Origin of the sequence: Williamwhitmania taraxaci (genome assembly GCF_900096565.1) — a bacterium.
GTDB lineage: Bacteria > Bacteroidota > Bacteroidia > Bacteroidales > Williamwhitmaniaceae > Williamwhitmania > Williamwhitmania taraxaci.
This window is the reverse complement of sequence record NZ_FMYP01000045.1, coordinates 22,226-35,076: the sequence shown is the minus strand read 5'-3', so window position 1 is coordinate 35,076 and position 12,851 is coordinate 22,226. Positions and strand designations below refer to the sequence as shown.

11 protein-coding genes and 1 pseudogene are annotated in these 12,851 nt (G+C 46.2%); 1 reads left to right on the top strand and 11 read right to left on the bottom strand.

The window, feature by feature from the left end; all coding sequences use genetic code 11:
* Positions 1-225, bottom strand: a pseudogene (locus tag BLS65_RS18630) (hypothetical protein); the annotation flags it as partial.
* A gap of 360 nt (positions 226-585) precedes the next feature.
* Here BLS65_RS18630 and BLS65_RS11885 point away from each other — a divergent pair.
* Entirely contained in the window at positions 586-1,299 is a 714-nt protein-coding gene (locus tag BLS65_RS11885) for a DUF6261 family protein (RefSeq protein WP_092439265.1), read from the top strand.
* Between the two features lie 145 nt (positions 1,300-1,444).
* Here BLS65_RS11885 and BLS65_RS11880 read toward each other — a convergent pair whose 3' ends face one another.
* The 10 genes from BLS65_RS11880 to BLS65_RS11835 all read right to left on the bottom strand — a co-directional run bounded on the left by BLS65_RS11880 (position 1,445) and on the right by BLS65_RS11835 (position 12,822).
* A complete protein-coding gene (locus BLS65_RS11880) occupies positions 1,445-1,705 on the bottom strand; it encodes a CPF_0552 family protein (protein ID WP_092439263.1) in 261 nt (86 codons plus the stop codon).
* A 57-nt stretch (positions 1,706-1,762) separates the two neighbouring features.
* On the bottom strand, positions 1,763-3,196 hold the full coding sequence (hydG, locus tag BLS65_RS11875; RefSeq protein ID WP_092439261.1) for a [FeFe] hydrogenase H-cluster radical SAM maturase HydG: 1,434 nt from the start codon (positions 3,194-3,196) through the stop codon (positions 1,763-1,765).
* A gap of 62 nt (positions 3,197-3,258) precedes the next feature.
* Entirely contained in the window at positions 3,259-3,525 is a 267-nt protein-coding gene (locus tag BLS65_RS11870) for a TM1266 family iron-only hydrogenase system putative regulator (RefSeq protein ID WP_092439258.1), read from the bottom strand.
* A gap of 513 nt (positions 3,526-4,038) precedes the next feature.
* A complete protein-coding gene (locus tag BLS65_RS11865) occupies positions 4,039-4,974 on the bottom strand; it encodes a riboflavin kinase (RefSeq protein WP_092439256.1) in 936 nt (311 codons plus the stop codon).
* Positions 4,975-4,982: 8 nt separating this feature from the next.
* Entirely contained in the window at positions 4,983-5,621 is a 639-nt protein-coding gene (locus tag BLS65_RS11860; RefSeq protein ID WP_092439254.1) for a redox-sensing transcriptional repressor Rex, read from the bottom strand.
* A 15-nt stretch (positions 5,622-5,636) separates the two neighbouring features.
* Positions 5,637-6,770 carry a sensor histidine kinase gene (locus tag BLS65_RS11855; protein ID WP_092439252.1) on the bottom strand — a complete coding sequence of 378 codons (1,134 nt, stop codon included), beginning with the start codon at positions 6,768-6,770 and terminating at the stop codon, positions 5,637-5,639.
* A 2-nt stretch (positions 6,771-6,772) separates the two neighbouring features.
* A complete protein-coding gene (locus tag BLS65_RS11850) occupies positions 6,773-7,168 on the bottom strand; it encodes a response regulator (protein WP_092439250.1) in 396 nt (131 codons plus the stop codon).
* Between the two features lie 11 nt (positions 7,169-7,179).
* Complete coding sequence (locus BLS65_RS11845) at positions 7,180-9,168, bottom strand: [Fe-Fe] hydrogenase large subunit C-terminal domain-containing protein (protein WP_092439248.1); 1,989 nt, start codon at positions 9,166-9,168, stop codon at positions 7,180-7,182.
* A 6-nt stretch (positions 9,169-9,174) separates the two neighbouring features.
* Entirely contained in the window at positions 9,175-10,905 is a 1,731-nt protein-coding gene (locus tag BLS65_RS11840; protein WP_212590544.1) for a [FeFe] hydrogenase, group A, read from the bottom strand.
* 9 nt (positions 10,906-10,914) lie between these two features.
* Positions 10,915-12,822, bottom strand: coding sequence for an NADH-ubiquinone oxidoreductase-F iron-sulfur binding region domain-containing protein (locus tag BLS65_RS11835; protein ID WP_170830103.1), 1,908 nt, complete (start codon positions 12,820-12,822; stop codon positions 10,915-10,917).
* Between the last annotated feature and the right edge of the window lie 29 nt (positions 12,823-12,851).

Below are 12,851 nucleotides of genomic sequence, written 5' to 3'. Positions count from 1 at the left end.
CGAAAAGAAATCGAACGGTTTCTCGAACTGGTTGCGGTAGGTCTGTTCGCTAGATTGGCTAAAGCGACCCAGCTGTAAGAAATTTATCCTACCTTTGATACTCAAAATGTGCCAAAGAACGCTTACAACAAAATCTTTGCGAGTTTTATTGAGTTTATTAAAACAGTCATTGTTTAATGTGCTGTATATGTAATACTTAACAATATTACTGACCTTAGGAATCATGCTTAGAAAATTACTGGAATAATCTTTTAAGATACTGATTTCTAAGGTCTTATTCAAATTTATTCACGCCTATTTTTCTGATTGTCAAATATTTACACTAGTTATTACCGAACTATTGTGATTTACACGAGCGTTTAAATCGCCACCCCCTTCCGGTTTATAATTTACACGAGCGTTTACATCGCCACCCCCTTTCGGTTTATGATTTAAACGAGCGTTTAAGTTGTCTCCCCCTACCGGTTAGCAATTTAAACGTGCTACAACGATATTTTATTCATACCGCCTGCACAGTTTCATTCATTTACCAATTCCGAGCGTAGTTGCTCAAGCTATAGTTTGTAACCCTAAACCCTAGTTGTTATGGTAAGTTTAACAAGATTTCCTGTTGCAACAGCAGAAGCGTTAGCAGCAGATGTTATTAACGATTCAGAGGCCACTGGTAGCGTAGAAATTACCGGAAGCAAGCCGTTTGTGGAGCTTAAGCGTAGCAAGGATAGCTACACAAAGAGTTTTAACAAGGTAAGAGCCAGTCCGCACACCGAACGGTTGATGGCCGCCGACGAAAACCGCGACCACCGGTGGATTGGGCTGCGCACCTATACCCTCGCCCACACCTACTCGTGGCTTCCCGATGTAAAAACGGCCGCCGACCAAATGATGGCCGTGCTCGATGCTCATGGAACGGGTATTGAATCGATGGCCCACGGCGAGGAGTCGGGAAAGATTCACAAAATACTGGACGACCTAAACAAGCCCATTTACCACGATAGTATTACTAAAATGGTAATGGAGCCTTGGATTGGTGCGCTAGTCACCTCGCAAAACGTGTATGAATCGATTGACTCCGAGCGCACCACCGAGCGGGCCAGCATTAAGGATATAGCCAGCGCCACTAAGGAGCGCAGGCTGATGCAGGTAGCGCTTAAGAACTTTATAAAGTATGTAGAGGTAATGGCCGACATAAATACCGATGAGGTTTGGCGCAACCTGCTGGCGCAAATTGGGCAGCGGGTGGCCGCTACCGAGGCCGGCTACCGCCCTGCTCATCGTGACAAAAAAGAGAAACCAAGCTAATTTACTACTGACGGGGTGACTTTTCTGTACCGGAAACAGTCACCCCGTCAGTTTTCAATTCACTATTCACAATTCACCCTTCACCCTTCACACAAAAAGCGGTGCTCCACCGAAATGAAGCACCGCTTTTCACGTTATTGCGTGGCTAAAACACCATCTTCCGAACCTGAACTCCGGCTACTCCTATAAGTGCAGCCTCCAGCTTATCCTGCTCCGTTTTGTCGCCTATTAGCTCCAAAATAAGCAACCCTTTGGAAGAGCAAATCTCGGTTGAAACTTCATGAAGCCCAAGCCTGGTGCGAATGGAGCAACCATAGTTTGTAAGGACTTTTTGAATGTCGCCGGCTTCCTTGTTTCGGTCAGTAATTCGGACTCCTAAAATTCTAACTTCTTCGTCTCTATTCATAGCTTATGTTTTTTTTTGACGAACAAAAGTTACGACAAAAAACATAGGCTTCCAACACTAAAAGTAAAGATCGCGTGTTCCTGCCTTAATCTTCTCTATCCGGCGTCGAACTTCTTCTACATCCTGATGTCCATCGAGCAGCAGTAGCTCACGTTCAATAAGCGCCCAACCCTTCTTGGCAACCTCCGGCTTAGCATAGTCTACCAAGTATTCCGCAAGTGTTAGCAAGGCGTTGGGGGTGCAGTATCGTTTGATGAAACCGGGAACCGAAAACTCCATAAAGTGCTCCCCGGTACGGCCCAAGCGGTAGCAGGCGGTGCAGAACGATGGAATGTATTCGTTCTCTACCAACTCCTCAATAATTTCGGCAAGGGAGCGGTTGTCGTTTATTTTGAACTGCTCTTTCTTAAGGTCCTGGTTATCATCTGGAACTTCTTTGTCGGCATATGCACCCAGCTCCAGCTTGGTTCCGCCATCAATTTGGGAAACACCAAACTGCATCACATCCCTGCGAATTTGTTGCGACTCACGGGCAGTTAAAATCATACCGGTGTAAGGAACAGCGAGGCGAAGAATGGCTACCAACTTCACAAAGTCGGCATCGCTTACCAAGTATTTTGGATCAACATCGAGTTCCGAAGCCGCCTGAATACGAGGGAACGAGATGGTGTGTGGTCCTACGTTGTAGCACGCTTCGAGGTGATTGGTGTGACGAACTAAACCCAGCACCTCGTAGCGCCAATCGTAAAGGCCAAACAGGGCACCAATACCCACATCGTCGAGGCCAGCCTCCTGGGCTCTGTCGAGGGAGGTTAAGCGGTAATCGAAGTCGCGCTTCTTGCCACCCAAGTGGTAGGCAGCATACGCATCTTGGTTATATGTCTCTTGAAAAACTTGGTAGGTGCCAATTCCTGCTTCCTTCACAATTCGGAAACCTTCAATTTCCATTGGGGCAGCGTTGATGTTGACACGACGAATTTCGCCATTATCCTTTTTAACACCATACACCAGCTTCACGTTGTTGGCAATATACTCGGGCGAGTAAAGTGGATGTTCGCCGTAAACCAGAATAAGCCGCTTTTGGCCTGTTTCCTCAAGCGCTTCCACTGCCGCAACAATCTCGGCATCGTTAAGGGTTACGCGTTCGGCTTCCTTGTTTGATGTTCTAAATCCGCAGTAGCGACAGTTGTTGGTGCACTTATTACCAATGTATAGCGGGGCAAAAAGAACGATACGATTACCATACACGCGCTTCTTAAGTTCACGGGCACCTTCCAGAATTTCAGCCACCAATGCAGGATCGGTAGTATTTACTAAGGCCGACACCTCCTGCAGGTTGAGGCGGTTCTTGTCCAACGATTTTTGGATAATAGCCTTGATCTGTTCAGCGGTAGCAGGAGCTTGGTTGAGATACTCCCAAATTTCTTCTGGGTCGATGAAGGGCTTCATCGGCTCGTCCTTGATGCGATACTCTTCTGGTTTGAATTTCATGGTAGTAGTTTTTAGCCAATTCGTGGCGATTACTGTTTACTACCCAAAGTTGAAAGCGAAGATTATTGACCAGCCTCCGTTATTGCAGTTTTCATCAGTAACGATTTTACCTGCACTCCGGGGAGCTTTCCAATTGGACCGGTTAACGCACCTATCTCATCGCTAGTGCCCTCAAGCACCAAAGAAATAACGCTTACCCCCTTTTGCATTAAAGGAATACCCTGCCGGCCAACGATAATGTCGCCATGCTTAGAGATAATGTCGTTTAACTTGGTTACGCTCGATTTCTCCTCGATAAGGATGAGTGCTGCGCCGATTCTCTTCTCCATTAGAAACAACCTTTGGATTAGACTAATTATTGGAGTCCTTGGTGTTACTAATAGCAGCACCGTAGACAATGATACGGCAAAGATACAAAAGATCATTTGTGTGATACTGCAAACAGTAATGTTTTTCAACATTTAGTAAAAAAGAGTATTTCAATTTCGTTTCTTTTGATGGAAAAGAAAAATCCCGGCAGCTGTTTTTTTGTATGGCCGCGAATCTCGTCAATGCAACGTGTCGGGCCTTCAGCCCTAAGAAATCGCGTATCGTTTTACACAGGGCTACGCCCTGTGCTTTTACATGCAGGCCTTTCAGGCCTTATTGTTTCCTCGAGAAGTTACGTCGATCAGACGTTAGAAGAAGTAAAGGGGCAAAGCCCCGAAACGTTAGAGCACAGGTCGAATCGTAGGCCAGCGTAGATAAAAAAAACAAAGGAAGCCCTGAATGAGCGACATGTAATACAATAAAGATTTTCTACGTGGTAAACGTTGTTACAACTCCTGCGGTAGAAATAATTGTTAAAAAATGAGATCCATCACAAACGCAAGATCCTGAGTCAGCTGTTTGTTGATGATTTCAGGAGACGAAGTATCCAGTCCCAGCCTAATTCGCTTATGGAAAAGAATGGTGGCATCGGCATCGGGAAAATGGTGATCAAAATCGATCAAGTGGAGCTGCACACCCACCCCGAAAGGACCGGCATCGAGAATGTTTCGGGCAATGGCAACCATCCCCTTATACTGTAGACTCCCCCATTTAACGCTCACGGCATATACGCCATCGGGGGGAATAAGCTTCCCAACCTCCTCCAGCTGCACCGACAGCGTTGGAAAGCTGGCTTCACTAAAAACTTTGTGGCCAATCCCTAGTGCTCCTATTATGATATACTGATGGTCGAGGTATGCGTTGGCTCGCTGTATTTTCCCCTCCTTCAGGGCTTTTCGAATAGTTGTGGAGCTAACGGTTTCGTTCTGAATATCCTGTTCGGGAATCTCCTCTACCCTAAACCCTAACTCTTGGCTCAGGGAGTAGAGATAATCATAATCACCTTGCCGATTGTGCCCAAAATGGTGATTAAACCCTACCACAATACACCTGGCATGAAGTTTTCCCAGCAGGATATCGCGCACAAATTGATCGGAGGTAATTTTGCTGAAATCGATGGAAAAACGAACAATCACCAAGTGCTCTACACCGGCAAGTTCCAACAGGGCAATCTTCTCCTTTTGAGAACTGATAAACAGCAAGTCCTTTCCTTCAGTTTCGGGGTAAAGAACAATGCGCGGATGGGGATAAAAAGTAACTAAAACGGTCTGTCCATCAATCTCGCGGGCAATCTCCTTAATTCTGTTGATTATGGTTTTATGCCCCACATGAACGCCATCAAAGGCTCCCGTAGTGACCACTGGATTCCGAATAGATCCTAACGACTCAAAACCATAGTGGATTTCCATCCTTGCCTCTATTTTTCCAAGCTGCCGCCATTCATCTCCTTAACAAAGTAGGCTACCTTCTCAATAGAGGTTATCATGTCGAACTCTTCGAGATACACGTTGGAGGAGATATTTATTGGGATGGTAGTAAAATTCAAAACGCCACGAATTCCGGCACCTTCCAGAATTTCGGCAAGTTGCTTGGCCGTATCTGGAGGCGAGGTAATAATAGCAATGGTAATGTTCTCCCGCTGCACAATCGTCTTAAAATCCCTGATGTGGTAGCAGTTTACCCCGGAAATAACGCGATCCACCTTATTGGAGTCCACATCGAAGGTAGCGGCAATCTTAAGTTTGCTTCGTTTACCATTGAAGTAGGTAGTTACAGCACGGCCTAAATTACCCATACCGAGCACGGCCACATTAAGGGCGCTAGAGCTATCCAGAATCTTCCCAATAACATCGATGAGCTCCTTAACATCGTAGCCCTTCTTGGTTTGGCTCGAAAATCCAATAAGCATAAGGTCGCGCCTTACCTGAACGGCGGTAATGCTATGCAGGTTAGCCAACTCGTGCGAATAGATGTAGTTCTTACCAGCATCCAAACAGTTAAGTAGGGTTCTCCTATAAGTGGAGAGACGTTCAATGGTCCTTTCAGGTAGCTTCATAGGTGCAAATATATGCTATTTTGCTTTATCCACAACGGGCAACGTAATGGTGAACGTGGTTCCTTCACCGAGCTTGCTGTCCACCGAAATCGTTCCGTTATAAAGTTTTACGATACGCTTCACAATCGACAAGCCTAAACCGCTCCCGCTAATATGCTTCGTTTGAGCCGATTTTACCCGCATAAACTCATCAAACAATCGGGCAATATCCTCTTCTTCAATTCCAATTCCGGTGTCCCTTACGGTTATAACGAGGTCCTCATTTGCAAAGGCCACCTCCAAAAACACCTTTCCATCAGGTTTATTATACTTTACAGCATTCGATAGTAGGTTGTTGAGGATAATCTCCATCTCATCGCTATCCACCTCCATCATCATCTCTAGGTCCCAATGTCCCACAACCTCCACGTCGCACTGAACGGCAAAAGGCAATACGGTATCCATCGAGGTGACAATAATTGGAACAATATCCTGCAATTTAACCTCCCGCTTCATTTTTCCGGAATCGATATGGGTAAGGTCGAGCAGATCCATAATTAGATTTCGCATGCTCTTGATGCGATCCAACGAACGATCAATCATTTTATCGTAGGCTGCAATATCATCGCCGGCCTGCCTTTCTTGGATAATATGTAAATACCCCTCTATGGCGCTCAGCGGGGCCTTAAGTTCATGGGAGAGGAGTGTCAAAAACTGAAACCGGATTTGTCGCCCCTCCTTATTTAACTTCTTGGTCATCCGCTTAAGGAAGAGGTGCTTGGTAATTCCCTCCATGGAGGTTTTTAACTCCTGCGGAGTAAACGGCTTAGGCACAAAATCGTAAGCTCCCTTATTTGTTGCATTTACGGCCAGCTCTAGCGAAGCATAAGAGGTTATCATCACCACGAGGATCGCGGGAAAGTTTGATTTGATAAAATCCAACACCTCTATACCTTGAATTCCGGGCAACTTATTGTCGAGAAGAACAATATCGACGGTATTCTGCTTAATAATTTCAATGGCTTCCTCGCCGGTGCTAGCCTCCAATAGGTCATACTCAATGTCATCCTCCAAGAATGGAAAACTCACCGAGAACTTACTTAAAATGCGATGTATACCCGAACGAATACCAGGCTCATCATCAACCACTAACACCCTAAGGACTTCCATTGCTACAGTTTAAGTAGTTTTACAATTTCGCGATGGAGTTGATCTGGCCGAATCCCTTTCTCCATATACAAATCGGCCTTTATCCATCTACGCTCCTCCTCGGAGCTAACCCCAAAGCTAATGCCTGTTTCAGAGGCAACCGCAGTTGCAATAATTACCGGAATTTCGGGGTATTTTTTCTTCAACTTATAGCTTAAGATAAAGCCGCTATCCTCATTCTCCATCATCAAATCGAAGATAGCCAAATCGGGCTTTACTTGCTGCAAGAGTTCCTCCGCCTCGCGCTGGCTCTCGGCCGTAACTACGTTGAATCCGAAGTTCTTAATGATGAGCTTCATCTGATAGAGATAATCCTCATCGTCGTCTACAATCAATATTGTTTTATTGCTCGTATTCATAAGCAAAACAGCTAAGGTTTCCTTGGTAGTATAACGCTGAAAGTGGTTCCTGTGGGGCCCTTTTCCTTATCAGCATTCGATTTAACTTCGATTTTCCCTTTGTGCATTTTTACAATTCCATAGGAAGTTGCCAGCCCCAGCCCAGTGCCTTTGCCAAGCGCCTTGGTGGTGAAAAATGGGGTAAAGAGTTTTTCAACGTTTTCCCTCTCAATTCCCATCCCGGAATCCTTTATGCGAAAGATTACAACTTCCGGCGTATCCTCAATTACAATTTCGAGTGTTCCACCTTGAGGCATTGCTTCTATGGCATTTTTGTTCAAGTTAGTTAAAACCTGCATCATTTGATCGTAATCGAGCAGTGCCTTTGAGTTTTCGGCCTTATTCACCACCCGAGCGGCAATAGATGCGGGAATAACTACTGAGTTTAGGCTATCGTCCACCAATTTCTCCAAATCAACCTCATCAAATCGCACTTGGTTTTTGCGAGCAAAATTCAGCAATCCCCCAACAATCTTCTTGCAGCGCTCAGCTTGAGTTGCAATAAGTTCCAAATCCTGACGGTTGGGATCGTCGGTGCTGCACTCATCGAGCAAAATGTTACTATACATTATTAGCACCCCTAACGGATTGTTGAGTTCGTGGGCAATTCCGGCACTCAGTTGCCCCATGTGTGCTAACTTCTCGTTTTGCTTTAAGGCTTGCTGCATGGTGGCCAGCTTCTCGTTCGAAACGGCCAAATTCTTTATGGTAGAGTGCAGCTCTTCAATGGAATATGGCAAACACATCTCCACTTCAGCTAGGCCTTCCACAATGGCAACGGCATGCTCAAGACAGGTATCATAACCGCAAGCGCCACAGTTAAGGTGATCGCGTGTGGTAAACTTCCCCATGGAGGCCAGCACCTTCTCAACCTCGTCGTTTTGCGGCGGAATGGTTCTTTGATCGAACGCAGTAAACGTGATGGAGAGATCGAGGGCAGAGAAAGTTTCGATATTGGAGTTCCACTGGGCCATATCGGCTTCGTTGGCTAACTTATTTCGCACATAGCTGCTAATATGTGTTCTCCGCTCGAAGGGAGAACCGCCAGGAGGCATTCCAGGGCCCATAATACAGCCCTCGCAGCAAAGCAATTCTAAGTTCACATTCTTAATATTGCCGCTTTCAAACTCCTTAATGGCCTGTTGAAAATCAACTCGGCCATCGGCCACAATAACGTTGCCTTCAAATATATCGTCCGAAATATTTACCGTTTGAATTAAACCTCTAGTGATAGGAAAAATGGCCCCCCTACCCGCCTTCGGTGGGTCAAAATCTGATGGCATCACCGACTCCGCAGTAATCCCATCGGTATCGAACATGATGTGAAGTTCCCGAAAAGTGATAACCTCATCCACCTCAAACGACTCATTTTTCTTGGCGATACACGGACCCACAAAAACAACTTTCACATCCGAACCATACAATTCCTTAACCACCTTTGCCATTGCCACCATGGGCGATACAACCGGCACAAGGTTATCCACCAATTGGGGATGGTAATACCGGATATAATCCACAATGGCTGGGCAATCGGAAGAGATAAAGCCTACAGCTGATTTCTCCTCGAGGTATTGCTTGTAGCGAAGAGCCACCAAATCGGCTCCAAAGGCAACCTCGCACACATGGTCGAATCCAAGCGATCGAACCATCCCAACAAAGTATTTATAGTCAACGATGTCGGGGAAGCTAGCCGGAAAACTGGGGGCAATAATGGCGACCACTCGATGAGCCGATTTAAGCAAATCCCGAACCTCAATCCGCGACTGTTGAAAAACCTTGGCATCTTGGCTACAAACCTTTATGCAATTGCCACATCCAATGCACCTGTTGGAAAGAACCTCGGCCTGACCGTTGTTTATTTTAATGGCCTTGGCAGGGCACTCTCTTACACAGGTATAGCAAACCCGGCAGAGTTCCTTAATGGTATAAACTAAATCTTTATGTCGGTCGGAAATGCTCATGGCAATTTATAACAATACGTTTCGTTCGGAGAAGCGAGTGCACAGAATTGAACTGGAACTCTCTTTCCCCGGCTCGCCCAAACACTTTGCGTAAATTTCCGCAACAGCAGGATTCTTGTATGGAGCCCAAATAGCTTCCGATTCATCAATCTCATAAATCGCCTTTGCTCGAGTCTTTTTGTCCTTATCATCCGAAACAAAAGGCTGTCCACCTCCATGCAAGCAACCGCCTTCGCAAGCCATCACTTCAATCATGTGCATATCGCATTGGCCCGCGGCAATTTCTCGCAGCATGGTTACAGCCCCCTTCATCCCGTTGGCAATACCCACCTTAATTGTCTGTTTGCCAACCTCTATGTCGAATTTCTTATAGCCAACTACATTGCGAAACTGTGCAATTTTAATGTTCCGAATCTCTTTTCCAGTGAGCGTAAAATGCAGGGTGCGGGTAACTGCCTCGGAAAGTCCTCCTGAGGTTGCAAAAAGTTTTCCGGCTGAAGATCGAATGGAAAAGGGCGTGTCGGAAATCTGAGGCTCTAAACTCTGCACATCAATGCCATACAAATGGAGTAGCTGCACCAACTCCCGTGTTGTCAAAACGGCATCCACATCCGAAATTCCTTTATGGGTCATCTCCTCGCGCTGGGCCTCAAACTTCTTCGCAGTACAAGGCATTATTGCTACCGAGAAAAGCTGCTGCGACGGTATGCCTACCTCCTTCGCCCAGCACTCCTTGATAATAGCACCTAAAGCTTGCTGGGGCGATTTAATCGTTGATACCAGTGATAAAAGTTCAGGGTGAAACTGCTCCATATATTTGATCCATGCAGGGCAGCAACCGGTCAACAAAGGAAGTTTTTCACCCTGCTGCATTCGAATGTTGAGTTCGTGGGCCACCTCCATAGCCACAACATCGGCACCAAATCCAGTTTCAAATACATGGCTAAACCCAATTTTTCGTAGTGCCGACACTAAAACTCCATTGATATCCTTACCCGACTTAAAGCCCAACTCCTCCGATACCGAAACAGAAATTGAAGGAGCTAGCTGGACTACCACCGTAACGTTGGGGTTATTCAGCGCATTTTGTACTTCATCAAGATTGGATTTTTCGTAGAGAGCACCGGTAGGGCAAACCATAAGACACTGGCCGCAAAAGATACACGATGAAAAGTTAATTTCTTTACCTAGTGCCGTTGTAACCATCGATTTGCTGCCTCGCCCTACTAACTCCAGAGCGGAAACCTGCATCACCTCATCACACATTCTAACACAACGTCCGCATAAGATGCACTTCGATGGATCACGAACAATGGAGGGGCTGCTCTGGTCAATTTTATGCTTGAGCTTTTTGCAAGTAATCCGACGCTCTCGTATATTCATTTCAGCGGAGAGGTCTTGCAGTTCGCAACTTCCATTACGTTCACAGTAGAGACAATCGTCGGGATGATTTGAAAGGAGTAACTCAACAATGGTTTTTCGTGCTTTTATAACCTTTGGGGAGTGTGTTTTTATCTTCATCCACTCCTCTACAGGATGCGAACAGGAAGGCACTAATCCACTTTTTCCCTCCACTTCCACCACACAAATGCGGCAAGCACCTGAAGGGCTTAAGTTCTTCATGCTGCAAAGGGTTGGCACCTTGATTCCATTCTGGTGAAGTGCCTCCAAGATGGTATCCCCCCGTTGGGCTTGTATTTCCTTACCGTTTACCTCAATACTAAATATCACTCCCATACCAAATTTCTAATGAGTTAAAACAGCACCAAACATACAGGTCTCCAAGCAGGCTCCGCAAGCAATACACCTTTCGGTAACCACGTAGTGAGCCATTCGAGGTGCCCCGACAATGGCATTTACCGGGCACTTTTTTACGCAAGCGGTACAGCCCGTGCATTTATCTAGGTCGATCTGAAAAACCCTCAAATCCTTGCAAACACCAGCCCTGCAATGCCTATCGAATATATGTTCCTCATACTCATCCCTAAAATACTTAAGGGTTGAAAGCACAGGATAGGTAGATGCTTGCCCGAGTCCACAGGCAGAGGTGTCCTTCATTACCTCCGCTAATCCCTCCAGCTGGATAACACCTTTAAAGCGTTCCAAGGTGTTGTGGCCCTCCTCGGAGAGAGGTCTGCGGGTTATATTCTTGTAAATTTCGACCATTCGCTGCGACCCTTCCCTGCATGGGATACACTTTCCGCAAGACTCATTCTGGATAAAACCCATAAAGTATTTTACCATATCAAGCATGCAGGTTTTCTCATCATAAACCAAAATGCCACCGTTCCCCATGGGGATGTCGGCCTCTTTTAATCGATCGTAATCCACCTTTAGCGAAAAGAGGGACGGAGGAATACAAGCGCCGGAAGGGCCTCCTATTTGAATGGCCTTAATCTCCGATCCAGGAATAACACCGTCAACAATTTCGAGTATTTGGCTAAAAGTTGTTCCCATCTCTACTTCAACAACCGAGGTTGTAGCACACTTACCGCTCAGAGAGAACACTTTAGTCCCTTTGCTGGTCTCTGTCCCCATGGTTTGAAACCAATCTGGCCCATTCATGAGGATTAAAGGCACATTGGAAAGCGTCTCAAGGTTATTCACCACCGTAGGTTTCCCTTTAAAACCGGCCGTTGTTGGATAAGGTGGCTTCGAGGTGGGCATCCCACGCTTTCCTTCTAAACTTCGTATTAGTGCAGTTTCTTCACCACACACATAGGCACCAGGACCCTTAACTATTTTAATATCTAGGTTGTAACCGCTATCAAAAATATTCTCTCCAAGAATACCAACCTCCCGCATGGAAGCAAGCGCTTCCTCGAGCCGCTGGATAGCGATGGAATACCTATTTCTAGTGTAGATAAATGCTTTTCCGGCTCCGCAGGCATAGGAGGCAATAGCAAGGCCCTCCAGCACCCGATAAGGAGATCCCTCCATTAATAGCCGGTTCATAAATGCGCCCGGATCGCTTTCGTCGGCGTTGCAAATAACATACCTACCATCGGCTGCCACATCAAGGGCCATCCGCCATTTTTTCCCTGTTGGAAAGCCGGAACCGGCACGTCCTCGTAGCCCTGAGCGCTCAACAATATCGCAGATATCAGAAAAAGTATAACTCCGGAGAGCCTTCACAAATGAGAATAAACCACCATGCGCCATATACTGAGGCAGTGAGGTAGGATTATATTTCCCTGTTAGCCCCAGAACAACCCTAAGTTGCTGCTTAAAGAATGGCAGTTCATCCATGAAAGGCACCCCAGACCAGGGATGGTGCAAATCATTTCGGTGCTGAAAAACGGCTCTTCCTTCGGGTAAAAACCTATTGAATATTGGATCCAACAACTCATCCACCTCATGAGCCTGGACATTGGCAATAGCAACCCTAGCCATGCCCGGAAGCTGAACCTCCACCAAGGGCTCCAATCCCATTAATCCGTAACTCCCTACAACCTCAACATACGCCTCAATACCCCGTTGAGCAATATACGCAACTAACGCCTCATGAACACCAACAGCACCGCAAACATTTGCAGATGAGTTAATAGAGATAAACAAAACCGGCTTTTCGACCCTGTCAAACTTAAAGTAAGGGCGACTCTCCTTCCATGAGCTATGACCTTGCCCATTCTCTGAAGCTAATACTTCTTTCATTAGAGGAACGAAATCCCTATCGGAACCAG

What these genes read in the sequence shown, in the direction of transcription:
- BLS65_RS11885 (WP_092439265.1), top strand. Translation starts at nt 586, where the DNA reads ATGGTAAGTTTAACAAGATTTCCTGTTGCAACAGCAGAAGCGTTAGCA.
- BLS65_RS11880 (WP_092439263.1), bottom strand. Translation starts at nt 1,705, where the DNA reads ATGAATAGAGACGAAGAAGTTAGAATTTTAGGAGTCCGAATTACTGAC.
- hydG (WP_092439261.1), bottom strand. Translation starts at nt 3,196, where the DNA reads ATGAAATTCAAACCAGAAGAGTATCGCATCAAGGACGAGCCGATGAAG.
- BLS65_RS11870 (WP_092439258.1), bottom strand. Translation starts at nt 3,525, where the DNA reads ATGGAGAAGAGAATCGGCGCAGCACTCATCCTTATCGAGGAGAAATCG.
- BLS65_RS11865 (WP_092439256.1), bottom strand. Translation starts at nt 4,974, where the DNA reads ATGGAAATCCACTATGGTTTTGAGTCGTTAGGATCTATTCGGAATCCA.
- BLS65_RS11860 (WP_092439254.1), bottom strand. Translation starts at nt 5,621, where the DNA reads ATGAAGCTACCTGAAAGGACCATTGAACGTCTCTCCACTTATAGGAGA.
- BLS65_RS11855 (WP_092439252.1), bottom strand. Translation starts at nt 6,770, where the DNA reads ATGGAAGTCCTTAGGGTGTTAGTGGTTGATGATGAGCCTGGTATTCGT.
- BLS65_RS11850 (WP_092439250.1), bottom strand. Translation starts at nt 7,168, where the DNA reads ATGAATACGAGCAATAAAACAATATTGATTGTAGACGACGATGAGGAT.
- BLS65_RS11845 (WP_092439248.1), bottom strand. Translation starts at nt 9,168, where the DNA reads ATGAGCATTTCCGACCGACATAAAGATTTAGTTTATACCATTAAGGAA.
- BLS65_RS11840 (WP_212590544.1), bottom strand. Translation starts at nt 10,905, where the DNA reads ATGGGAGTGATATTTAGTATTGAGGTAAACGGTAAGGAAATACAAGCC.
- BLS65_RS11835 (WP_170830103.1), bottom strand. Translation starts at nt 12,822, where the DNA reads ATGAAAGAAGTATTAGCTTCAGAGAATGGGCAAGGTCATAGCTCATGG.